Genomic DNA, 23740 nt, shown 5'->3' on the forward strand with positions numbered 1-23740 from the left:
CGGTCTCCCCGCTCGAACGGAGTGGAGAGCTTGAGGACTTGAGGAAGGGGGGCACGCGGCCGAAGCCGCGCCGTCCCTCGTGGCCGTGCCCTACCGGCGGATGGTAGGTTCAATGGTAGTTCAGGTCAGACCTTTTATTTGAATTCGGAGGTTCCTCGTGCCCGAGGCAGAGAGCGCCCGCCCGCCTGCCAGGAGGCCGTCCTCCATTCAACTGGCACCTATGGACGTGCCCAAGGCCTCGGATGTGCTCGCAGGTGAGTTGCGCGAACGCATTTTGACCGGCGAGTTCCCCGAAGACGTCGCTCTGCCCCCCGAGCGTGAGCTCGTGCTCCAGACGCAGATGAGCCGGGCCACGGTTCGTGAAGCCCTGCGTATTCTCGAGGCCCAGGGCCTGGTGCGCATCAAGACAGGGCGGTCGGGCGGTGCTTTCGTCCAGCGACCGGGCAAGCAGGCCGTCGCCAACTCGGTGAGTCTCGCCATCCGAGGTCGTCAGATTCGGCTCGGCTCGCTCCTGGAGACACGCGAAGCCATCGAGCCCTACTGCGCGCGGTTGGCCGCCCTGAACCGGACCGACGACGATCTTGCCAGGCTTGATGCGGCGAACGAGGCGATCGCCGACGGGAAAACGACCCTGGCCACGTTCCTTCAGGCCAACGTCGACTGGCATGTGGCCGTAGCGACCGCGAGCCACAATGAACTGCTCACCGGCTTCATGGCAGCCCTTTCCCAAGCCATCTACACCTCGACGGAGAATGAGCGTTTCATCGATGCCGACGTACGACGTGTGACGGCACAGGCCCACCGTTCGATCACCAAAGCGATCCGAGCGCAGGACCCCGACGCCGCTGTTCGGCGCATGAACCGGCATGTGCACAGCTATGCGGATGCGGTCCGCAAGGTCGACGAGCGCACCGAAATTTCGGTGACCGGAGAGCAGTGACGCCCACCGGCGCGGAAGCGGCGAGGGTCAGCGCATTCTCCATTCCGGTTGGCGCTTCTCGCGGAACGCTCGAACGCCCTCCGCCAGGTCCTCGGTCGTGAAGGCCAGGGCGAGCTGAGCCTGGAGAGCGTCGAGCGCCTCGTGAAGCGCGAGGTCCCGTGTCGCGTTGATCGCGTCCTTGCCCAGCCTCATCAGCAAGGGCGACTTCGTGGCGACCTTGTGCGCCCAGGACGCGACCGTCTCGTCGAACTCGTCATCGGGCACCACCTTGTTGACGAACCCCAGGTCGGACGCCTGCTCGGCGGTGATCAGCTCGCCGAGCATCATCAACTCATTGGCCTTCATCCGGTTGACGTTCCGGTAGATGAGCGCCGAGATCATGAACGGGAACGCGCCGACATTGATCTCTGGGCAACCGAACCGCACCGACTCCTTGGCGATCACGAGGTCGCAGGCCAGAGCGAGTCCGAGGGCGCCGGCGAGGACGTCTCCGTTGGCCGCGCAGATCACGGGCTTGCCCAGGGCGCCGATCAGCTTGAAGAGACGTGGGAAGCGGTCGAGCTCCCCGTACTTCGTGATGGGGGGCCGGTCGTCGGCGAACGCGTTCAGATTGCCCCCGGAGGAAAAGATCCGCTCGTGTGAGGACGTGAGCACGACGACACGGGCCGCTTCGTCGTGCATTGCTCTCGACAGAACGCTCAAGAGCTCGTCGAGCAGTTCGTCGCTGAGGGCGTTACGTGTCTGAGGGTGATCCAGGGTGATGCGGGCGACGCCCTCCTGGTCCACTGCGTAACGGACAAATTTCTCGGTCATGCGAGCCGTATCCTTTCGGGCCGCTCAAGGCCGCTCCTCGTCAGGCCGTCGCTTCCAGCGGCGTACCAGGTGTCACTGATATGTGAAACGCGGCGCTCGACCGTCCAGCCGCGCCGTCACGGCTTCAAGCTGGTTCGGGGCGCCCGCCAGTTCGAGGTTCTGCCTCCGCTCCTGTTCCAGAGCGGCCCTCATGTCGGTCTTTCCGGCCAGCCCGATCAGGCCCTTGGCCGCCCGGACCGCGTCCGGGCTCCGTCCGGCGATCTCCTTCGCCAGGTCGAACGCCGCAGTCAACGGGTCTGCGGCGACGCGGGTCGCCATGCCGATACGGACGGCCTCTTCCCCGTTGACGACCCGTCCCGTGAAGGTCAGCTCCTTGGCGATGTCCGGACGGACCAGCTGGGGCAGCAACTGTGTGCCGGCCAGGTCCGGGACGAGACCCCATACGACTTCCAGCATCGCGAGCCGGGCATCCGGGGCAACGATCCGAATGTCGGCTCCGAGCGCGATCTGAAGACCACCGCCGAGGGCATTGCCCCGTACTGCCGCGATCACCGGCACGGGAAGTTCGGTCCATACGTACGCCGCGCGTTGTCCGGCGGCCTGAGCCGGCCCGTTCGACGGCGGGAGATCGGTGGCCTCGGCGTGCGGACGGCCCTCGCGCGCGGCCCGGAACGCACTCGTGTCCAGGCCTGCGCAGAAGCACGATCCCTCACCGGACAACACCACCGCCCGAACATCGGAGCGGGCCTTGAGCTGCTCGCCGATGGTGACCAGAGCGGAAACCATGGCCAGGTCGAGCGCGTTGCGCTTCTCGGGCCGGTTCAGCCTGACGTCGGCGATCCCGTCGGCCACCGTGAGTGTCACCCGCTGCTTCGTGTCTGCGACCGAAGCCGTCATACTTTTCTCTCCTTGTTCCTGTCCGGTCGACAATCCGGTAGAGCGGCAAGCGTCGAGGTGCTGGTCGGCGCCGCCGCGTGCAGGTGTTCGCGCGTGCGGCGGCGCCGGCACGCTTCGGTCACGCACACCATGGTGCGCACGCTCAGCCGGCGTGGGTGTTCGCGGTGCCGGTGGCGGAGATCAGATCCCACAGGGCCACGGTTCCGGCCCGGCCCGCCTCCGCGCCCAGTGCGTCCGCCCAACTGCGCTCTCCGCCGAACTCGTCGCGCCAGGACCAGAGACGGGTGGTGTAGAGGTGCAGGTCGCACTCCCGGGTGGTTCCCAGCGCGCCGAAGACCTGGTGTGCGATCGCCGCCCCGCGGGACGCGGCCTCCCCTGCGATGATCTTGCTGATCTCCGCATCGTGGACACCGAGGGACAACGCACCCGCCTCAGCCGCCATGCGTGCCTGGGCCACTGCCTCGCCGAGCTGTGCGACGAGGTGGCTGACCGCCTGGAACTTGACGATCGGACGTCCGAACTGCACCCGCTCCTTGGCGTAGCCAACGGTCAGGTCCAGCACGCGTTCGAGGGCTCCCGCGATCTGCAACGACCGCGCGACGGCGCCCCGACGACGCCACCTCTGCTCGACGAACTCGGCGGTGACCGGTGCACCGGACACCTCGGCGTCGTCGATCAGGACGGTGTCCCGTGGCTCTCCGGCCAGGTTGTGACCAGGCGTCACCTGCACGGCATCCACCGGAACGACGACCAGCACCGGTCCGTGCGGGCCGCCGTCGGCGATCGCGACGACATGGCCGGCCGCACGCGCCCAGGCGACGGCGTGGGCCGTGCCGGACACGGCCCACCGGGACCCAGTCGGCTCCGCGGAGAGTTCGCCGGTCGTGGGTGCAACCGCGAGCGGGCCGTCGGGCAGCGCAAGCCCCGCTGTCACGACTGCCGGCGCGGCGATGAAGGAGGTCTCGGCCAGCGGCACCGGTGCCGCGCAGTAGCCGGAGAGCCGGACCAGTTCGGCGGCATCCAGCGCTGTGCCACCGGAACCACCGTCCGATTCCGCGATGCCCACGCCGACGAGACCGGATTCGGTGAGGCCGCGCCACATGGGCTCGGACCAGGCGTCGCGCTCGGCGTCGGCCGGGGCCGGGGCGCCGCCGCCCGAGCTCAGAAGGCGCTGCGCGGTGTCGGTGAGGAGGGGGTCGACATCAGTGGTCGCTCCGAAGCCGGTGGACGTCATCGGATCAGCTCCCGCGTGGCGACACCGCGGAGGATCTCCGTGGTTCCACCCCGGATGGTCAGGATCGGCGAAGTAAGCGTTGCGGCGGCGAGCTGACGTGTGAAGGCATCCTCGGCCCGGGGGTCCGGCGCGATTGCGGCGAGATCCCGGACGCTCTCGACGACCTCCTTCTCGAAGACGGTGCCGAGGTCCTTGACCAGCGCGGCTTCCGCAGCGGGCGCACCGCGGTCGTCGATCATCCGCGCGATCGACAAGGACAAGTTGTACAGCGTACGGTACCGGGCCACGATGCGGCCGATCGTGTCGCGCACGGCGTCGGAGTCGACGAGGCCGTACCGGCCGAGGAACGACCTGAACACCCGGTAGGTCGACAGCCAGCGGTCCGGTCCGGAGCGTTCGTAGGCCAGCTCGGAGGTGACCTGGTGCCACCCGCCCCCGATCTTCCCCAGGACCATGTCGTCAGGGACGAAGGCGTCGTCGAACACGACCTCGTTGAAGTCGTGGGCGCCGTCGAGCTGGAGGATCGGGTTGACGGTCACCCCGGGCCCCCGCAGGTCGATGATGAACTGGCTCATCCCGTCGTGCCGGTCCTGCCCCGGCGGGGAGGTGCGGAGCAGGGTGAGTGCGTAGTCGGTCCGGTGGGCAACGGAGGTCCACACCTTGGTGCCGGTCACGCGCCACCCGCCCGGCGCGCGTACCGCGCTGGTGCGGATCGACGCGAGATCGGAGCCGGAGTCCGGCTCGCTCATGCCGATCGAGAACGTGCACTCGCCCCGGGCGATCGCCGGCAGGAACCGGCGCTTCTGTTCCTCGGTGCCGTGCGTGAGGATGCTCGGCGCGCTCTGCCGGTCCGCGACCCAGTGGGCCGTGATCGGAGCGCCGCTCGCCAGTAGTTCGGCAGCCACCACGAAGCGCTGCACCGCGGTGCCGCCCGGGCCGCCGTACTCGGTCGGGATCGTCATTCCGACCCAGCCCCTGGCCGCGAGCCGGCGGCTGAAGTCCTGGTCGAAGGCACCGCCCACGGGACGTTCGACACCGTCCCCGAACTCGGCGGTCAGGAACGTGCGTACTTCATCGCGCAACCGCTGTTCGGAAGCGGTCAGAGTGGTTGGTCGAAAACGCATCAGGTCTGTTCTTCCTTACCGTGGGAGCGGATGAGCAGATCAAGTGCGAGGGCGCCCGTTGCGGGCCGACAACAGGTCACATCCCCGCGCTCGGAGTCCGGAGCGCCACGGGATGGACCGCCTCACAAAACTGATATCAACGTCGAATGCTTCGCAACGTAGCACCGAGGCCGAGTGCGGACAAGGGTGGGATCGTGCTCGGCCTGCTAGAGGTTGGTCGGCCACCGAAGTTCTCCGGAGGGGTGGGGTCTGTCGTCAGTGGTCGGGGACGCCACGTGGAGGAGATATTGGATAGTGACGTTGACGTCGAAAATATTTCCTGCCAGTCTTGCTCGCGCCGACCGAGCTGATGAGGAGCCCACATGGCAGACCTGGAGTACACGGTTGATCAGGGCGTGGCGACCATCCGCCTGAATCGGCCCAAGCAGAAGAACGCGTTCACCATGGCGATGATCGATGACTGGGTCCGGCTGCTGGTCGAGGCCCGTACGGACGACGATGTGCGCGTCGTGGTCCTCACCGGTGCCCCTGGCGCGTTCTGTGCCGGTGGGGACCTGGACGCGCTCGGCGTCGATGACTCACCGCTGGGCCGGAAGAACGGCCTCATGGAAAACATCCACCGGATCCCGCTCGCGCTCGAGGACCTGGACAAGCCCGTCATCGCCGCGGTCAACGGGGTCGCGGTCGGAGCCGGCATGGATATGGCGCTGATGTGTGATATCCGGCTGGCCGCCCGATCCGCCCGTTTCAGTGAGGGTTACATCAAGGTCGGCCTCGTCCCGGGTGACGGCGGCTGCTACTACCTGCCGCGTCTCGTCGGTCTGGCGAAGGCGCTGGAGTTGATGTGGACCGGTGACTTCGTCGACGCCGACGAGGCGCTGCGGCTCGGCATTGTCAATCATGTCTACGACGACGAGGTCTTCGAGGAGAAGGCGTTCGACTTCGCCCGGCGGATCGCTCGGCAATCGCAGATCCACGTCCGGATGATCAAGCGCGCCACGCAGCAGTCTGCCAAGTCGGACCTTCGGACCGCTCTTGACCTGATCTCCTCTCACATGTCCGTCGCGCGCTCGACTCATGATTCGGCAGAGGCGATGTCGGCCTTCCGGGAGAAGCGGACCCCGGAGTTCGAAGGCCGCTGATCCGGCGGGGGTGGATCGGGTCGGTTCCGGTGCGCGACTGCTCCACAAAGCGTATTCATCTGAATTTCGACAATGACGTCGACTGCTGTGGCGTAGAGGCTTTATCGAAACAGGTGAAGAGGAGACAGGAACACCATGGCTGTTCGGAGTGCGCAGGAATTCTCCCCGGACGCAGGTACCGGGGCCAAGCGGCGGGCACAGTACAGCTCCGGTGCGTCCGAGAAGGGCAAGCGGACCCGTTCCCTGCTTCTGGCCGCAGCCCGGTCGGTCTTCGAGCGGGTCGGCTACGTCGATGCCCGGGTGGCCGACATCGTCACTTCAGCCGGTGTCTCGCACGGCACCTTCTACACCTACTTCGAGTCGAAGGTAGAGATCTTCAGGGCGTTGATCGCCGAAGTCAGCACCGAGTTGGTGGCGGTCATGGAGGCGCCCATGGTGGGTGACGAGAGCACCCACCATGACATCGTGACTCGTCTTCGCGCGGCCAATGGGGCCTACCTCGATGTATATCGCAAGAACGCGGCGCTCATGATGCTGAATGAACAGCAGGCCAGCATCGATCCAGAGGTGATGAAGTACCGCATCGAGGCACGTCGTGCACACGTGAACCGCATCACCCAGAGTCTGCGCAAAATGCAGCGGATGGGCGTCGCCCGGCGAGACCTGGACTGCCGCACCGCCGCAGCGGCACTCGCGGGCATGGTGAGCAACTTCGCCTATTACTGGTACGCCCTCGGAGAGCCGTTTGACGAGGAACTCGCCCGGACCACGCTCACGGACCTGTGGCTGGGAGCCATCGGGTGCCCCCGGACCCAGGCCGGCGACTGAGGATCAGGCTCGTACGACGAAGCAAGCCGGGTCCGGTTCCGGACCCGGCGGATGGATCAAGGGGCGTGCCCCGGCGGCGCTGATCGGCGCACGGCGCGCCGGCGTTCGCACTCGCGGACCCCAGACGGAGGTAACCGATGGCTTTCCCCGACCCGTTCGACCTGACCGCCAAAGTAGCTCTGGTGACCGGTGCAGGAGGTGGTCTCGGTGCGGCCTTCGCGCGAATGCTCGCAACGGCGGGCGCCACAGTGGTGTGCGCCGACATCAACGGCGCCGCCGCCAAGTCGGTCGCGGACGAGATGGTGGCAGCGGGTCTGCCGGCCACGGCGGTCGAACTCGACGTCACCGACGAGTCCCGCGTGGACGTTGTCGTTCAGCAGGTCGCCGCGGAGCAGGGCGCCCTCGACATCCTCGTGAACAATGCCGGCATCGGAGATCCGCACTCGGTCCCGCTGCACGAGCTCCCGACCTCGGACTGGCGGCGGGTGCTTGCCGTGAATCTGGACGGTGTCTTCCTGTGCAGTCGGGCCGCCCTGCGGGTGATGACCACTCAGGGTTCGGGAAAGATCGTGAACATCGCGTCCATGTACGGACTGCACGGTTCGCTGATGTCCGCCGTCCCCGCCTACACGACCACCAAGGGTGCCGTCGTGAACATGACCCGCGAGGTGGGGCTGGAGTACGCGGCGTCGAACATCCAGGTCAACGCGCTGTGCCCGGGATTCGTCCAGACCGAGGCCCAGGGCGGGCTCCTCAAGCACCCCAAGGTCGTGGACCGGCTCTCCAAGAACATCCCCATGGGCCGGGTCGCCATGCCGGAGGACATCGCCGGGGCGCTGTTGATGCTGTCGTCGTCGGCCTCGGACTACATGACCGGCCAGACGCTCGTCATCGACGGAGGGGTCTCGGCGGCGTGAGCGGCAGACGTGCTCTGCGAGTACAGCAGGTCGCGTCCGTTGAGATGCCGTAGCCGACTATGTCGAGCCGCGCCTCTTCTTTGCCGCTGACACATCCTCATGAAGGCGACCGCGTACGCCGGTTGCCTCGGACGTCCCCTCAAGGAAGGCATACCCATGCCGCTCGGCCCGTTCGACGATCCAGGGAGCACCGCCTCCGCTGTCCGCACGACGAGGGAAGCCCGGCCGTGACATCCGTCGAGGGAACCGTCGCCGATCGTTACACCGGTCTGCGCGACGAACTGCAAAGGCGCCTGGACAGCGGCGCGGAGTGCGGGGCGTCGATAGCGGTGATCGAGAGGGGCGAGCTGGTCGTGGACTTGTGGGGCGGTCATGCCGACGCGCTCCGCACCCGTCCTTGGGAACGCGACACCCTGACACCCGTGTGGTCGACCACCAAGACCATGACCGCCCTGGTCGCCCTGATGCTGGTCGACAGGGGGGAACTGGATCTCGATCGGCCGGTCGCCCACTACTGGCCGGAGTTCGCCGCCAACGGCAAGCAGGGCGTCAAGGTCAGACACATCCTCTCCCACTCGTCCGGTGTCCCGGCCTGGGAACAGCCGGTGACGGTCGACGACGTGTACGACTGGGAGAAGTCGACGGCGATGCTGGCAGCCCAGGCCCCGTGGTGGGAGCCGGGTACCGCGTCGGGTTACCACGCGTTCAACATGGGGCACCTCGTCGGGGAAGTCGTGCGCCGTGTCACCGGCCGACGCCTGAAGACCTTTTTCGCGGAGGAGGTCGCGGGGCCCCTGGAAGCGGACTTCTTCATCGGCCTGCCTCCCGAGCACCACCACCGGGTGGCGGAGATCGTGCCGCCTCCTCCGCGCCCGTCCGGCTTCGTGCCCCGCCCCGGGAGCATTCAGGAACGCAGCATGCGCGGTCCGGCCGTCGGCGCGCACGAGTCCAACACCGAGGAGTGGCGGCGGGCGGACATCGGGGCCGCGAACGGCCACGGCAACGCCCGGTCGGTCGCCGCGATCCAGTCCGTCATCTCGCACGGCGGTCAGGCCCACGGCGTCAAGCTGCTGTCACCCTCGACGATCGGGCTGATCCTCGACGAGCAGACGAACGGTCGGGACCACGTCCTCGGAGTACCCGTCCGCTTCGGAGTGGGGTACGCGCTTCCCCTGCCCGGCCTCCTGCCGTACGTACCCGAGGGCCGGCTCTGCTTCTGGGGTGGTCTGGGCGGATCGCTCGTGGTCAACGACCTCGATCGCGGCGTCACGATGGCGTACATGATGAACCGCATGCAGAGCGGGGTCATCGGTTCCGAGAACAGTGCGGCCTACTTCTCCGCGTACTACGCGGCACGGTCGGACTGACTCCTTCGCCCCGCACCCGGGCGGCACCGGCCCGGGTCATGGCGGGAGCAGCGCAGTTCACCTTCGGCATCCGTGAGGCCGGAGGCAGCGATGACATCCCCGAGATCCACGCCAGTGGCGACTTCTCGGCACCCAGAGTGGTTCGAGGACAGGAGAGTGCTGTGACCAGTGAGTCCGACGCCGCGCGGGCGGCATACGCGGAGATCAAGACGGCCACGGATCTGGTCGGAATGCGCGAGAAGTACGAGCAGGCGGGTCTGAAGTACGGCCTCAACCCCAAGGTGTCCCGCAAGCAGGTGAGCGTAGGGAAGGTCTCGGCCGACCTGCTCACGAACGAAGGCTCCGGCCCGGGAGTGGTCCTCTACTTGCACGGTGGTGGCTACGCGGCCGGCTCGGCCAGGAGCCATGGGCACCTGGCCGCCGAGATCGCGGTCCTGGCGGACGCGGACGCCCTCGTCCTCGACTACCGGCTCATGCCCGACCACGTGTTCCCCACGCAGCTGGAGGACGCGCTGGCGGCCTACCAGTACCTCCTCGGCACACACGGCTCGGCGGCGGAGATCGCCCTCGTGGGTGACAGCGCCGGCGGAAACCTCGTGATGGCACTGCTGTTGGCCATCAAGCGGCAGGGCCTGCCCAAGCCGTCCGCCGCCGCGCTCATCTCGCCCCTTGTGGACTTCCGCGCAGAAGGAGAGTCGATGCGCACCAAGGCCGAGGCAGATCCGATCATCACTCGGCAGGCGACGGCGGGTTCGGGTCTGCGGTATCTGGCCGACCGGTCGCCCGACGACCCCGAGGTCGACATCCTGGGCGCCGACCTCAGTGGTCTGCCGCCGCTGCTCATCCAGGTCGGAGCGTCGGAAACACTCCTGGACGACTCCGTCCGCCTTGCCCGCAAGGCGGGCCACGACAACGTCGACGTCACCCTGGAGATCGCACCGGAGATGGTGCACGTGTACCAGTTCTTCTTCCCTGTCTCCGAGACGGCCCGGGCCTCGATCGAGCGTATCGGGGCGTTCCTCGCGCGGCGTCTGCCGTCGAGCTGAGCCGGGGACGCACGGCGTGAGGCGAGCCCGGCTGGGGTGCCGGACCCGTCGCCGGGTGCGTTTCTCCGAGTCGGCAAGGCCGACTTGTGTCCGTCAACTCTCTGTGCGGCTGTCGAAGGGAATTCTGTGAGCATGCCGGACACGTCCAAGGGTCAGGAGCGTCTCGCGGACGCACTCCCTCCCAGCCGCTCGCAGGAGACGGTGCTGTCCGTCGGGTTCAGGCGGCTGCTCGACGAGCGCTGGAGTTGTCGTGCGTACCTCCCGGACCAGGTTCCCGACGACGTGATCGCGGAGATGTTCGCGACCGCCCAGCGAACCGCGTCCTGGTGCAACACCCAGCCGTGGCAGGTCTACCTGACGAAGGGTGAGGCGACGAGGCGGTTCGCCGTGAGCCTGGCCGAGCACGCGAGGTCTCGCCGGCCGGCGCCCGACCTGACGATGCCGGGGGAGTACCGCGGTGTCTACAAGGAGCGCCGGCGCGGGGCGGGGTTCGCCCTGTACGCCGCTCTGGGCATCGGACGGGACGACCAGGAGGCTCGCGGGAAGCAGCAGTTGAGGAATCTCGACTTCTTCGGCGCCCCGCACGTCGCCGTGATCACGACCGACAGTGATCAAGGTGTGTACGGTGCGGTCGACTGCGGCGCGTACGTGGCGAATCTCGTCAACGCCGCTTCGTCGCTGGGCATCGCGTCGATTCCACAGGCGGCGGTCGCGATGTACTCCGACCATGTCCGTGAGCATCTCCGCATTCCGCCGGACCGGCTCGTGGTGTGCGTGGTCTCCTTCGGCTACGCCGATACCGCCCATCCGGTCAACCAGTTCCGCACGACCCGTGCGGACGTGCGGGAAGCCGTGACCGTCGTCGAGCGCTGACCCGCCGACCCTCTGTCGGGCGCCCGTGGCGTTCGATCGTGCCGCGGCGACTTGCCATGTCATGAGCGCCCGCCGTCCCGCACCGCGCGGTGTTCCGCGAGATTCGGGCCTGCGACGGAGGCGAGAGCGACAGCCGACAGTGCGATAGTTTTTTTGGTCTGACCTATAGTACTGTTCGCGGAGTTGACTTATTAGGTGGTGACTATGGACCTGTCCGATGCTCCGGATGAGGCCGCGTTCCGGCAAGGTGTCCGGGACTGGCTCCAGAGAAGCCTCCCTGAGCTTCCCTGGCCCGAGCCCAGCGACATGGTGGACAAGGCGCCCTTCTGGCGGCAGTGGCAGCGCATGCTCTTCGACGCCGGCCATGCGGGCCTCACCTGGCCGAAGGAGTACGGCGGCCAAGGGCTGGACGAGCGGATGCGCGCGATCTTCACCGAGGAGTGCGACTACGCCGGTGCGCCCGAGCGGCTCAACATCATCGGTGAGGACTTCGCCGGCCCGACCGTCGCGGCATTCGGCACCGACGCGCAGAAGACGCGCTACCTGCGGCCGATCCTGAACGGTCAGGACATCTGGTGCCAGCTGTTCTCGGAGCCGGACTCCGGCTCCGACCTGGCATCGCTGCGTACCAAGGCGACCAAGGTGGACGGCGGCTGGCGGATCCAGGGCCAGAAGATCTGGACCAGTCGAGCCCAACTGGCCGCCCACGCGATCCTGTTGGCGCGCACCGGCGGAGGTGAGCGCCACAAGGGAATCACGTACTTCCTGCTGCCCATGGACAGCGAGGGCGTCACCGTCCGGCCGCTCGCGCACATGCTGGGGGAGGAAGAGTTCAACGAGGTCTTCCTCGACGACGTCTTCATACCCGACGAGAACGTGGTGGGCGAGGTCGACGGCGGCTGGAAGGTCGCCATGGCGACACTCGCCTTCGAACGGGTCGCCATCGCCACCGGCCGCGTCAACACCACCAAGGCGATCGAGGACATCATCACCGATGTCCGTGCCAAGAAGACGGCCGACGGTGAGCCCCTGGGCGCCGATCCTCACGTACGGCAGAAAGTCGCCGACCTGTGGGCCCGTGCGCTGGTGCACTGCACGATCAGCCAGCGGGTGATCTCCGGCACCGTGTCCGACGGACCGCCCGGCCCGGTCACCTCGATCGGCAAACTCTACTTCTGCCCCCTCGTCGAGGACTTGGCGGACTTCCGTCTCTCTCTCGAACCCCTGGGCGGCCAGTTCGCCCTGGACGACGAGTACGTCGAGGAGCAGCGATGGCTGCGGCTCGCCAACCAGTCCCGGGGCACCGCGATCGCCGGTGGCTCGACCTTCATCCAGCGCAACATCGTCGCCGAGCGGATCCTCGGCATGCCGAGGAGCTGACGTGGCCTACACCTGGCACCCGTCGCGGGACTACCTGGAGAACTCCAACGTGGCCCGCCTCATGCGGACCCTGGACGTGTCCACCGCGGACGAACTGCGCGCCCGGTCGGTGGCCGACATCGGCGCCTTCTGGGACACGGTGGTCAAGGACCTCGGCATCGAGTTCACCACGCCCTACGCGGACGTGGTCGACCTCGGCCGGGGCATCGAGTACCCGGACTGGTTCACCGGCGGCCGGATCAACATCGTCGACGCGGCCCTGACCCGCTGGGCTCGTACCACCCCTGACACCCTCGCCGTCGTGCACGAGGCCGAAGACGGCGAGGTGCACCGGTTGACCTTCGCCGAGCTTGAGGACCAGGTGGCCAGGGTCCGGGCGGGGCTGCGTGCCCGGGGCATCGGCAAGGGCGACGCGGTCGCCATCTACATGCCGATGACGCCCGAGGCCGTGGTGGCGACGTACGCCGTCGCCAGCATCGGTGCGATGGTGGTGCCACTGTTCTCAGGGTTCGCGCCCACCGCGATCGCCTCGCGCATCCAGGACGCGGATGCCAAGGCGGTCATCACCGCAGACGGCACCGTCCGTCGCCACAAGACCGCGAGGATGCTCCCGCAGTTGCGGGAGGCGCTGGAGACCTGTCCGAGCGTGGAAGTCGTCGCGGTCGTCGACAACCTGTCCGAGCCACTGTCCTTGACCGGCGGCCGCGAGGTCTCCTGGCAGGACCTGCTCGGCAGTGAGCCGGACCCGGAGGTGGCGGACGTCTCGGCCTCCGACGTACTGCTGCTCGCCTACACCTCCGGCACCACCGGCAAGCCCAAGGGAGCGGTGCACACCCACGCCGGGTTCCTGCTCAAGACCGCCGCCGAAGTGGCCTACGGATTCGACATCACGCCCGGCCGCACCTTCTGCTGGATCACCGACATGGGCTGGATCATGGGCCCGCTGTCGGTGTTCGGTACCCACGCCAACGGCGGCACCCTCGCCCTGTACGAGGGCTCGCCCGACGTCCCCGACACCAGCCGGCTCTGGGGGCTCGTCGAACGGCACCAGGTGTCGATGCTGGGTGTGTCCCCGACTCTGATCCGCACGCTGCGCGCGGTATCCGATGACATGCCGACGGCCGACCTGTCCTCGCTGCGTGTGCTCGGGTCGACCGGTGAACCGTGGGACCCGGAGTCGTACGAGTGGCTCGCCCGTGATGTGTTCGACAGTCGCGTCCCTGTCATCAACTTCTCCGGTGGTACCGAGGTCGGCGGCTCCTTCCTGAGCCCGTACCCGGTGGAGGACATCGTCAGTTGCTCGCTCGGTGGCCCCGCGCTCGGCATGGACGTCGACGTCGTGGACGACAGCGCCCGGTCCCTGCGCGGCAGCGTCGGTGAGCTGGTGTGCCGTCAGCCGTGGCCGGCGATGACCCGCGGCGTCTGGAACGACGACGAGCGGTACCTGGAGGCGTACTGGTCCACCTTCCCCGGCCTGTGGCGCCACGGCGATCACGCCCTGGTCGACGCGAGCGGCGACTGGTTCATCCTGGGCCGCTCGGACGACGTCATGAACGTGGCCGGCAAGCGCGTCGCACCGGCCGAGATCGAGTCGGTGCTCGCCGCCGACCCGGCCGTCGCCGAGTGCGCCGTCGTGGGTGTCCCGGACCCCAAGAAGGGCGAGGCCGTATGGGCCTTCTACGTCCCGCGGGCCGACACCGAGGACGACGCCACGGTCTCACCACGGCTGCGACGGCGCGTCGCCGACGAGGTGGGCAAGCCGTTCGCACCTGCCCAGGTCGTGCGGGTCGACCAGCTTCCGAAGACCCGTTCGGCGAAAATCCTCCGGCGCGCGATCAAGGCCGCCGTGCTCGGCACCGACCCGGGAGACCTGTCCGGTGCGGAGAGCCCGGAGGCGGTCGACGCCATCCGGCTGGTGGTCAAGGACCTTCGGTGAACCCGGTTCACATCTGATCGTGCACATGCTGGCGCCCCGGCCGGTTCGCCGGGGCCGTGAGGAGACAAGTCATGCAGTGGAAGCTGTCGGAGGAGCAGGACGCGTACCAGCAGACGGTCCGCGACTGGCTGGCCGACGTGGCGCCTTCCGAGAAGGTGCGGCGGTGGCTGGAGGCCGCCGACGACTCGGCCTTCACCTCGCGCTTCGTCGCCGATGGGTGGGCCGGGGTCGGGCTCCCGGAGGATCTCGGTGGCCAGGGGGGCGGTCTGGTCGAGCTCGCGTTGACGGCGGAGGAACTCGCCCGCGCCGCGGTCCCGTCGAGCGCATGGCTGGCCACTGTCCTCGCCCTGCCCGCCCTGGCGGGCCGTCCCGGCCTGGCCGAGGCGGCACTGGCCGGGGAGACGGTGGCCCTGCTGGTCCCGGCCGAAAAGGTGCCGGACACCGCCGCCCCGCTCACCGTGGCCGCTGACGGGACAATCAGCGGCACGGTGTCCCGGGTCCTGGCCGGTGATACAGCCACCCGGTTCGTCGTCCCCGTCACCCGAGATGGACACCGGGAACTGCGCCTGGTGGAAGCGGACGCCCAGGGCGTCGGCATCCACCCGCGTCCGCTGCTGGACCGCTCCCGGTCGGTCGCCGACGTGGTCGTCGAGCAGGCGGCGTCGGTGCGGCTGGACGTCGACGCGGCTGCCGTACTGAGCAAGGCCTCGCACCAGGCGGCCGTGCTGCTCGCCGCCGACTCGCTGGGCGCCACCGAGCGGATGCTCGGCCTTGCCGTGGAGTACAGCAAGCAGCGCCACCAATTCGGCGTCCCCATCGGTTCGTTCCAGGCGGTCAAGCACGCCGCCGCGACCATTCTGGTCGGTGTCGAAGCGGCCCGCTCAGCGGTCTACTTCGCCGCCGCGTCGGTGGACGGCGGCGACCCGCAGGCGGCCCTGCACGCCGCAGCCGTCAAGGCACAGGTCACCGCCGATGGTGCCTACGCAGCCGACAGCGCCCTCACCCTGCACGGGGCGATCGGATACACGTGGGAGCACGACCTGCACCTCTTCTACAAGCGGGCCAAGCTCGACGAGAACCTCTTCGGCACCGTGGCGGTCTGGAACGAGCGCATCGCGGACGGCCTGGCCCTCGTCTGAGTACCGGTCGTTTCCCACAGTCCTCAGCAAACCAAAGTCCGGAAAGGACGTGAGCGCCATGGATTTCGAGCTCACAGAAGACCAGAACACCATCCGCGAGGCGGTCCGTGGACTGGCGGCGAGGTTCGATGACCAGTACTGGATGGAGAAGGACGCCGCACACGAATTCCCGACGGAGTTCTACCAAGCCTTCGCCGAGGGCGGCTGGCTGGGCATCACCACTCCTGAGCAGTACGGCGGCCACGGCTTCGGCATCACCGAAGCGTCGCTGCTGCTCGAAGAGGTCGCCGCCTCCGGCGCAGGTATGAACGGCGCCTCCTCGATGCATCTGTCGATCTTCGGCATGCACCCGGTGATCGTGCACGGCTCGGAGGAAATGAAGAAGGAGAACCTGCCCCGGATCGTCAACGGCGACCTGCACGTGTGCTTCGGTGTCACCGAGCCGGGCGCGGGCCTCGACACCACGCGCATCACCACCTTCGCCAAGCGCGACGGCTCCGACTACGTGGTCAACGGCCGCAAGGTATGGATCTCCAAGGCGGTGGAGTCGGAGAAGATCCTGCTGCTGACCCGGACCGCGAAGTTCGAGGACTCGGCGAAGAAGACCGACGGTCTGACCCTCTTCTTCACCGACCTCGACCGCGCCCACGTCGACATCCGCCCGATCCGCAAGATGGGCCGCAACGCGGTCACCTCCAACGAACTGTTCATCGACGACCTGCGCATCCCCGCCGAACACCGCGTGGGCGAAGAGGGCAAGGGCTTCAAGTACATCCTCGACGGCCTCAACCCGGAGCGGATGCTGGTGGCCGCCGAGGCCCTCGGAATCGGGCGCGTCGCCCTGCGCAAGGCCGTCCAGTACGGAAACGAGCGCGAGGTCTTCGGCCGGCCCATCGGCATGAACCAGGGACTTCAGTTCCCGCTCGCCGACTCCCTCGCCCGGCTCGACGCCGCGGAACTCGTGCTGCGCAAGGCGACCTGGCTGTACGACCACGGCAAGCCGTGCGCGCGGGAAGCGAACATGGCCAAGTACCTCTGCGCGGACGCCGGTTTCCAGGCCGCCGACCGCGCACTGCAGACCCACGGCGGCATGGGCTACTCCGAGGAGTACAACGTCTCGCGGTACTTCCGTGAGGCCCGCCTGACCAAGATCGCCCCGCTCAGCCAGGAGATGGTCCTCAACTTCCTCGGCGAGCACGTCCTCGGCCTCCCCAGGAGCTACTGATGTTCTCACTGCAAGGGCGCAGCGCCCTGGTCACCGGCGCGGGCAACGGCATCGGCGCCGCCATCGCCAAGGCCTTCGCCAAGGCGGGAGCGGCCGTCGTCGTCTCCGACCTCGACAAGGACGCCGCGGAAGCGGTCGCCCAGGAGATCGTGGCGGCGGGCGGCCGAGCGGAATCGGCCAGGGTCGACGTCCGCGACGCCGCGGAGGCCGACCGGGCCGCCGAGCAGGCGGCCGGCCTGACCGGTGGTGTGCTGCACATCCTGGTCAACAACGCCGGTGCCATCGCTCCCGCGATGTTCCACAAGATGACCGCCGACCAGTTCAACCTGGTCCTCGGCGTCCACGTCGGTGGCACGTACACAGTCAGCCAAGCGGCGCTGCCCTTCCTCGCCACCGACGGTACCGGCCGCATCATCAACGTCACTTCGGCCGCCGGCCTGGTCGGCACGATCGGCCAGGTGAACTACAGCGCGGCCAAGGCGGGCATCGTGGGAATCACGAAGTCCCTGGCCAAGGAACTGGCAAGGAAGCAGATCAAGGTCAACGCCGTGGCCCCGCTGGCGGCCACCTCGATGACCGAGAACATCCGCGAGAACGAGAAGCTCGCGGCCATGACCCTGGCCCGCGTCCCCCTGGGCCGCTGGGCCGAACCAGACGAAATCGCCGGCACGTTCGTGTTCTTCGCGTCCGATGCGGCGGCATACATCACCGGCCAAGTACTGCCGGTCGACGGCGGGATGGTTATCTGATGCCCACTAATCCTTTCACCCGTAACGGCCGCGATGCGCTGATCGTCGAGGCACTGCGCACTCCGATGGGCAAGTCGCACCCCGAGCGCGGCTGGTTCCGGGACACGCACCCCAACGAGATGCTCGGCTCCGTCTACACCGCTCTGCTGGAGAGCACCGGTCTGGCACCCGAGGCCGTCGAGGACCTGGTCGTCGGCTGTACCGCACCGTTCGGCGAACAGTCCCGCAACATCGCCCGCAACGCCTGGCTCCAGGCCGGCTACCCGCACGAGGTGCCTGCGACGGTGCTGGACCGCCGCTGCGGATCCGCCCAGACCGCGGTCGAGATGGCAGCCGCTCTGGTGTCGTCCGGTACCCATGACGTGGCGATCGCCGGCGGTGTCGAGCACATGCAGCATGTGCCGATGAATTCCCCGGCCAAGATCTCCGAGCTCTACGGGGACCCCATCACGGACGAACTCCGGGCCCGCTACGACTTCGTGTCGCAAGGGGAGAGCGCCGAGCTGATCGCCGACCGGTGGAAGCTCTCCCGCGAGGAACTGGACCGGTTCGCGGTCCGCTCGCACCGCCTGGCCGCCGAAGCGGTCGCCGCCGGGCGTTTCGACCGGGAGATGATCCCGATGGAGCTGGCCGGCGGAAAGCGGGCGAGCGACCAGCCCATCCGCCCGGACACCTCGATGGAGGGGCTGGCGAAGCTCAAGACCGTCTTCCGGGAGAGCGGCCGGATCACCGCCGGCAGCTCCTCCCCGATCTCCGACGGCGCCGCCGGCGTCCTGCTGGCCTCCCCCGAGGGAGCCGACCGCCACGGCCTGCGCCCTCGCGCCCGGATCCTGGACCAGACCACCGTCGGCGTCGACCCGGTCATCATGCTGACCGGCCCGATCCCGGCCACCCGGAAGCTTCTTGAGCGCAACGGCATGTCGATCGGTGACATCGACCTGATCGAGATCAACGAAGCGTTCAGCTCTGTCGTCCTGGCCTGGGAGAAGGAACTGAGCCCGGACATGGACAAGGTCAACGTCAACGGCGGAGCCATCGCCCTGGGCCACCCGGTCGGAGCCAGCGGTTCGCGGCTGTTCGGCACGCTCCTCGCGGAGATGGAACGCCGGGACGTCGAGATCGGCCTGGTCACCATGTGCTGCGGCGGAGGCCTCGGGACCGCGACCCTGGTGCAGCGCGTCTGATGCTGGACCTGACTCGGCACATTCGAGCCGGTGACGGCGTCTGGTGGGGACAGGGCAGCGCAGAACCGGAACCGCTGGTCAACGCCCTGCTCGACCAGGCTGACGCCATCGGCCCCGTACGCGCCTTCTCCGGCCTCACCTGGAACGAGCGTCTCTCCGGCAACCTGCCGCCGAACCTCACCGTGCTGTCCTACGGCGGTCTCGGCCGCCTGCGCGGGCTCAGCAAACACGGACAGCTCGAAGTGGTGCCCTGCCACTACTCGGCGCTGCCGCGCATGTTCGCCCGCGGCCGGATCCCCTGTGACGTAGGCCTGCTCCAGGTCTCCCCACCGGACGCGGAAGGCATGGTCTCGCTGGGCATAGGAGTCGAATACGTCGCCGATGCCCTGCCGTACGCACGGACGCTCATCGCCGAGATCAACCAACGGATGCCCCGGACCACCGGCACCCACCGGCTGCCGCTGAGTGCCTTCGCCGCGACAGTGGAAACCGACCGGCCGCTGCGCGAGGCGCCCTCCCACCCTCCGGACGAGGTGGAGCGTGCCGTGGCCCGGCACGTCGCGAGCCTGGTGGAGGACGGCGACACTCTGCAGACGGGTGTCGGCTCCCTGCCCAACGCGGTGCTCGACGCACTCTCAGGCCACGCCGACCTCGGCTTCCACACCGGGATGATCGGCGACGGTGTGCTGGCCCTCATCGAAAAGGGGGTGGTGACCGGCGCCCGCAAAGAGATCGACCCGGGCCTGGTCGTCACGGGCGCGGCGTTGGGCAGCGCCTCGATGTACGACCGGCTGCACGAGTTCCCCGTCGAGTTCCGCTCGGCCGGCTACACACACGATCCGGCGGTGCTGTCCCGGCTGCGGTCGCTGGTGTCCGTCAACTCCGCCATCGAGGTCGACCTGCTCGGCCAGGTCGGTGCGGAACTCCGCAGGGGGGTGCACATCGGCGCGGTGGGCGGACAGGTCGACTTCAGCCGGGCGGCCTCCCTGACCGGAGCCCGGTCGATCATCGCGTTGCGCTCGGAGTCCGGTGGGGAGTCGACGATCAAGCCGGCGCTGGAAGGCGTCGTCACGACCGGGCGCGTCGATGTCGACGCGGTCGTCACCGAGCACGGCGTCGCGATGCTCACCGGCTGTTCCGTGGCCGAACGGGCCCGCCGCTTGATCGAGGTGGCCGCGCCCCAGCACAGAGAAGGGCTGGCGAACAGCCTCAAGCAACAGAAGGTCGCGACATGACACAGGACAACCGCACCCAGGGCGAGGCCCGCCGCGTACGCATCCGCGAGGTCGGCCCCCGCGACGGATTCCAGAACGAGCCCGAGACGATCCCGACTCCCGACAAGATTCAGCTGATCAACGCACTGGGGCGAGCCGGCTTCACGCGGATCGAGGTGGCCAGCTTCGTCAGGCCCGATGTCATTCCGCAGCTCAGCGACGGGGGAGAGGTGCTCGCGGGCGTAGACCTGCCCGAAGGCCTCGAACGGATGGTGCTGATCCCCAACACCAAGGGTCTCGACAATGCCCTGAAAGTGCGCCACCTCTTCGAGGCCGCCACCCTCTTCGTCAGCGCGTCCCAGACCCACAACAAGAAGAACATCAACCGGACCGTCGAAGAGACCATGGCCGACGTCAAGGTGATGGGCAAGCGGATCGTCGCCGAGGGCCTGAAGTTCTGCGCGGTGGTGGCCACTTCGTTCGGGTGCCCCTACGAGGGCAAGGTCCCCGTGGAGCGCGTGCTCGACCTCGCGGAGCAGTTCGCAGCCGCGGGCGCCACCGAGATCGGGTTCGGAGACACCACCGGTATGGCGAACCCGGCGTATGTGTCGCGGTTCTTCACGGCCGCCTTGGAGCGTCTCCCGCAGGTCGAGCTGACGGCCCACTTCCACAACACCCGCGGACAAGGCCTTGCCAACGCCTACGCGGCCTTCGAGGCCGGCTGCCGGAGTTTCGAGTCGAGCTTCGGCGAGCTGGGTGGCTGCCCGGTGCCGGCAGGCTCCACCGGCAACATCGCGACGGAGGACCTGGTGAGCATGTTCCACGAGATGGGCGTCGAGACCGGCCTCGATCTGGAGAAGGTCATCGAGGCCGCCCGTGAGGCGCAGGCCGTGCTCGGCCGCAAGCTCACAAGCCACTCGATCGTCGCCGGGCCCGTCCTGTGGGCTCCGGCCGCAAGCTGAGCGACCTCCTCCGGGGACCTGTGCCCGAAGGAGGCTCCCCTCAGTGCCCGGACGGACCCACCGACGCAGCGGGCGGACGTCGGCTCCTACGAGATACGGACGGCTCAGAGCAGTGACGACCATTGAGCACACCCGGCGATACAAGACAGTGGCCTTGCTGGCCCGCGGAACCGGTTCCCTTCCCAAGGCCGAGTCGGCGCCGTCCGGGACCGGCGTGGTCTCCAACTCCATGCGCACGGGTCCCTGGCTGAACGGCCCGGCGGGCCGAGCGGCTTGCGGTGGGCTCGGGGTGTTCGTCGACCATGTTCTGGGGCAGGCCCTCATGCTCCGCAGCCCCGCCGGCCACGTGTCCGTGAGCTCGGAGATATCCATCGACGTCTGCGGGCCGGTTCCGTCCGACGGATCCCTGCTCTCCGCCGACGGGCGTGTGCTGCGGTCCGACGCACTGGGAGCGTTCGCCACCGGCTCCGTGGTCGACGACACCGGCAGGCTCGTTGCCGTGTGCAGTCAGCACGGCCGCTGGGTGGGGGAAGCGCCCGCTGGGGCAGCGTCGGGCACCGGCGCGGTGGCCCCGGACGCACGGCCGAACGCGGAGAACCTTCTGGAACTGATCGGCGCGAGGGTCAAGGCCGCCCCCGATGGTGCGGAGTTGTACCTCGACGTCACGGAGGAGCTGGTCAACCCGCTGAACAACTTGCACGGGGGCATCGGGCTGTGTGCCTCGGACATCGCCGCGCACGCCGCGCTGGAGACCGTCGGCAAGCCGTCCGACACAGCATCCGTCCACATCGCCTACGTGCGCCCCGTGCCCCTGGGAACCAGGGCACGGTTCGACGCGTCGATGGTGCACTCCGGGCGCAGTTTCGCCGTAGTGCGAGTGACGGCCGTGAACGAAGCCGGCAAGCCATGCACGATCGCCACCGTCACGACGGCCACACCGAAGTGACCACCGCAGCCTTCCTCCTGCCGAGCCGGTGCTGATTGTTGTCAGCGTCTGGCACGGGGGCTACGCTGCGAATAATTCGATGTACGTATCGAAAATGGGAGAAGACCATGAGTAATCCGCCGGCCCTGCCGACGCAGCGCACCTGCCCGTTCGCCCCCATCGATGAGCAGGTGCGGTTGCAGGGAGAGGCGCCGATCGCACAGGTCACCCTGCCCACCGGAGACCAGGTCTGGGCTCTGACGCGGCACGAGACGATCCGCAAGGCGCTGGGTGATGCACGGTTCAGCTCTGATCGCCTCGATCCCCGGTTCCCCGGACGGACGATCACCACCAAGCAGATGACCGGTGGTGCCAAGATGCTGGTCGCGATGGACCCGCCCGAGCACACCGCCGCCCGGCGGCTTCTGGCCGGTGAGTTCACCGTCAAGCGGATGTCAGCCCTGGAGCCGCAGATCCAGCTGTTCGTGGACGAGCACATCGACGCGATGCTCGCCGGTCCCCGCCCGGTCGATCTGGTCCAGGCCCTCGCGCTGCCGGTGCCGTCGCTGGTCATCTGCGAGATGCTCGGCGTTCCTTACAGTGACCACGACCTCTTCCAGAAGTTCTCCAACAAGATTCTCGCTCCGGCGATCCCGGTCGAAGAGCGGCAGCAGGCCGGCGCCGGCCTGCGCGGCTATCTGGACGACCTGGTCGCCCGCAAGGAAGCCGAACCCGCGGACGACCTGCTCGGGCGGCAGATCGCCAAGCAGCGTGAGCTGGGCACCTACGATCACGCCGCCATGGTCAGCATGGCCCTGATGCTGCTGGTCGCGGGCCATGAGACCACCGCGAACACGATCGGCCTCGCCACCGTCATGCTGCTCGAGCACCCGGAGCAGCTGGCTGCGGTCAAGAAGGACCCGAGCAAGATCCCGGGAGCGGTCGAGGAGGTGCTCCGTTACTTCGCGGTCGCGGAGGCCGGAAACGTCCGGCTGGCCAAGGAGGACGTCGAGATCGACGGCGTGTGCGTGCGAGCCGGCGAAGCCGTGGTCGCCCTGTCCAATACGGGCAATCACGATCCGGCGGCGTTCGAGAACCCCGAGAAGTTCGACCCGGAGCGCGAGGCGCGGCACCACCTCACGTTCGGCTACGGCCCGCACCAGTGCCTCGGCCAGACCCTTGCACGTATCGAACTGCGTGTCGTACTCACCAGCCTGTTCGCGCGCATCCCGGACCTCAGGCTCGCCGTGCCGTTGGACGAGCTGCCGTTCCGGTACGAAGGCCAGGTCTACGGACTCCGCGAGCTGCCGGTCACGTGGTAGGCAACGCCCGAGCGAGAGCCGTCGAGGGGGCCGAGACGAGGACTGCCGTGCGCGCGGAGACACACGCTCCGCTGTCGTGACCCCGCCCGCGAAACGATTCGGAAAGAATCCTCATGCGTGTAGAAGTTGACATTCCCAAGTGCGTGGCCTCGGGCCAGTGCACGCTACTCGCCCCCGATGTCTTCGATCAGCAGGACGAGGACGGCATGGTCATCCTCCTTGAGGAGAACCCCCCGGCTGAACAGCACGAAGCGGTGCGGGAATCAGCGACCGTGTGTCCCGCGGCCGCGATTCGGTTGTTGGAGTAGGGCTTACCGCGTGCATGACCCTGCACCTGGTAACCGGTCGGGTGCTCGGGCTACGCCGAGCCGCGCGGAAGGAGACGCGGCGGCCGTAGCCTGCGTCGACCACGAGCACCGGCACGTGACCCCGCCAGCAGCCCGGAGCAAGACGGGCTTCGGTGACACACCTGGCCCTGTCCCCGCCGCTTTCCTCCGCGGTGGGGACAGGGCCAGGTGTGTCA

The 23740-nt window shown here is 68.1% G+C and carries 22 protein-coding genes; 18 read left to right on the forward strand and 4 right to left on the reverse strand.

Annotated elements, in window-relative coordinates; translation table 11 throughout:
- Positions 1-220: 220 nt before the first annotated feature.
- On the forward strand, positions 221-940 hold the full coding sequence (locus tag ACIRHA_RS03810; protein WP_403839473.1) for a FadR/GntR family transcriptional regulator: 720 nt from the start codon (positions 221-223) through the stop codon (positions 938-940).
- 27 nt (positions 941-967) lie between these two features.
- Here ACIRHA_RS03810 and ACIRHA_RS03815 read toward each other — a convergent pair whose 3' ends face one another.
- From ACIRHA_RS03815 to ACIRHA_RS03830, 4 genes are all read right to left on the reverse strand, one after another.
- Positions 968-1753 carry an enoyl-CoA hydratase/isomerase family protein gene (locus ACIRHA_RS03815; protein ID WP_403839475.1) on the reverse strand — a complete coding sequence of 262 codons (786 nt, stop codon included), beginning with the start codon at positions 1751-1753 and terminating at the stop codon, positions 968-970.
- Positions 1754-1825: 72 nt separating this feature from the next.
- Entirely contained in the window at positions 1826-2650 is an 825-nt protein-coding gene (locus tag ACIRHA_RS03820; RefSeq protein WP_403839477.1) for a crotonase/enoyl-CoA hydratase family protein, read from the reverse strand.
- Positions 2651-2792: 142 nt separating this feature from the next.
- Positions 2793-3884 (reverse strand): acyl-CoA dehydrogenase family protein, encoded by a 1092-nt coding sequence (locus ACIRHA_RS03825; RefSeq protein ID WP_403839479.1) that lies wholly within the window; start codon positions 3882-3884, stop codon positions 2793-2795.
- On the reverse strand, positions 3881-5008 hold the full coding sequence (locus tag ACIRHA_RS03830) for an acyl-CoA dehydrogenase family protein (RefSeq protein WP_403839481.1): 1128 nt from the start codon (positions 5006-5008) through the stop codon (positions 3881-3883). The genes ACIRHA_RS03825 and ACIRHA_RS03830 overlap by 4 nt, the downstream gene beginning before the upstream one ends.
- A 362-nt stretch (positions 5009-5370) precedes the next feature.
- Between ACIRHA_RS03830 and ACIRHA_RS03835 the strand changes: the two genes are divergently transcribed.
- The 17 genes from ACIRHA_RS03835 to ACIRHA_RS03915 all read left to right on the forward strand — a co-directional run bounded on the left by ACIRHA_RS03835 (position 5371) and on the right by ACIRHA_RS03915 (position 23525).
- On the forward strand, positions 5371-6150 hold the full coding sequence (locus ACIRHA_RS03835; RefSeq protein WP_403839483.1) for an enoyl-CoA hydratase/isomerase family protein: 780 nt from the start codon (positions 5371-5373) through the stop codon (positions 6148-6150).
- A 135-nt stretch (positions 6151-6285) separates the two neighbouring features.
- Positions 6286-6978 (forward strand): TetR/AcrR family transcriptional regulator, encoded by a 693-nt coding sequence (locus tag ACIRHA_RS03840; protein ID WP_403839485.1) that lies wholly within the window; start codon positions 6286-6288, stop codon positions 6976-6978.
- A gap of 137 nt (positions 6979-7115) precedes the next feature.
- Complete coding sequence (locus ACIRHA_RS03845; RefSeq protein WP_403839487.1) at positions 7116-7895, forward strand: SDR family NAD(P)-dependent oxidoreductase; 780 nt, start codon at positions 7116-7118, stop codon at positions 7893-7895.
- 227 nt (positions 7896-8122) lie between these two features.
- The gene (locus tag ACIRHA_RS03850; protein WP_403839489.1) at positions 8123-9262 is read left to right on the forward strand and encodes a serine hydrolase domain-containing protein; all 1140 of its coding nucleotides are present in this window, start codon (positions 8123-8125) and stop codon (positions 9260-9262) included.
- 161 nt (positions 9263-9423) lie between these two features.
- On the forward strand, positions 9424-10308 hold the full coding sequence (locus ACIRHA_RS03855; protein WP_403839491.1) for an alpha/beta hydrolase: 885 nt from the start codon (positions 9424-9426) through the stop codon (positions 10306-10308).
- 132 nt (positions 10309-10440) lie between these two features.
- On the forward strand, positions 10441-11181 hold the full coding sequence (locus ACIRHA_RS03860; RefSeq protein ID WP_403839493.1) for a nitroreductase: 741 nt from the start codon (positions 10441-10443) through the stop codon (positions 11179-11181).
- Between the two features lie 204 nt (positions 11182-11385).
- The gene (locus tag ACIRHA_RS03865) at positions 11386-12561 is read left to right on the forward strand and encodes an acyl-CoA dehydrogenase family protein (protein ID WP_403839495.1); all 1176 of its coding nucleotides are present in this window, start codon (positions 11386-11388) and stop codon (positions 12559-12561) included.
- A 1-nt stretch (position 12562) separates the two neighbouring features.
- Positions 12563-14497: an AMP-binding protein gene (locus ACIRHA_RS03870; protein ID WP_403839497.1), complete on the forward strand. Its 1935-nt coding sequence runs from the start codon at positions 12563-12565 to the stop codon at positions 14495-14497.
- A 71-nt stretch (positions 14498-14568) separates the two neighbouring features.
- Entirely contained in the window at positions 14569-15636 is a 1068-nt protein-coding gene (locus tag ACIRHA_RS03875) for an acyl-CoA dehydrogenase family protein (protein ID WP_403839499.1), read from the forward strand.
- A 58-nt stretch (positions 15637-15694) separates the two neighbouring features.
- Positions 15695-16861: an acyl-CoA dehydrogenase family protein gene (locus tag ACIRHA_RS03880; protein ID WP_403839501.1), complete on the forward strand. Its 1167-nt coding sequence runs from the start codon at positions 15695-15697 to the stop codon at positions 16859-16861.
- Positions 16861-17610 carry an SDR family NAD(P)-dependent oxidoreductase gene (locus ACIRHA_RS03885; protein WP_403839503.1) on the forward strand — a complete coding sequence of 250 codons (750 nt, stop codon included), beginning with the start codon at positions 16861-16863 and terminating at the stop codon, positions 17608-17610. Before ACIRHA_RS03880 ends, ACIRHA_RS03885 begins: the two co-directional genes overlap by 1 nt.
- A complete protein-coding gene (locus tag ACIRHA_RS03890) occupies positions 17610-18794 on the forward strand; it encodes a thiolase family protein (protein ID WP_403839505.1) in 1185 nt (394 codons plus the stop codon). Before ACIRHA_RS03885 ends, ACIRHA_RS03890 begins: the two co-directional genes overlap by 1 nt.
- The gene (locus tag ACIRHA_RS03895) at positions 18794-20029 is read left to right on the forward strand and encodes an acetyl-CoA hydrolase/transferase family protein (RefSeq protein ID WP_403839507.1); all 1236 of its coding nucleotides are present in this window, start codon (positions 18794-18796) and stop codon (positions 20027-20029) included. Before ACIRHA_RS03890 ends, ACIRHA_RS03895 begins: the two co-directional genes overlap by 1 nt.
- The gene (locus tag ACIRHA_RS03900; RefSeq protein ID WP_403839509.1) at positions 20026-20970 is read left to right on the forward strand and encodes a hydroxymethylglutaryl-CoA lyase; all 945 of its coding nucleotides are present in this window, start codon (positions 20026-20028) and stop codon (positions 20968-20970) included. The genes ACIRHA_RS03895 and ACIRHA_RS03900 overlap by 4 nt, the downstream gene beginning before the upstream one ends.
- 112 nt (positions 20971-21082) lie before the next feature.
- On the forward strand, positions 21083-21916 hold the full coding sequence (locus ACIRHA_RS03905) for a PaaI family thioesterase (RefSeq protein WP_403839511.1): 834 nt from the start codon (positions 21083-21085) through the stop codon (positions 21914-21916).
- 107 nt (positions 21917-22023) lie between these two features.
- The gene (locus ACIRHA_RS03910) at positions 22024-23217 is read left to right on the forward strand and encodes a cytochrome P450 (protein WP_403839513.1); all 1194 of its coding nucleotides are present in this window, start codon (positions 22024-22026) and stop codon (positions 23215-23217) included.
- A 113-nt stretch (positions 23218-23330) separates the two neighbouring features.
- A complete protein-coding gene (locus ACIRHA_RS03915) occupies positions 23331-23525 on the forward strand; it encodes a ferredoxin (protein WP_403839515.1) in 195 nt (64 codons plus the stop codon).
- The last annotated feature ends 215 nt before the right edge of the window (positions 23526-23740 follow it).

This window comes from Streptomyces sp. NPDC102360, from assembly GCF_044766085.1.
Lineage (GTDB): Bacteria > Actinomycetota > Actinomycetes > Streptomycetales > Streptomycetaceae > Streptomyces.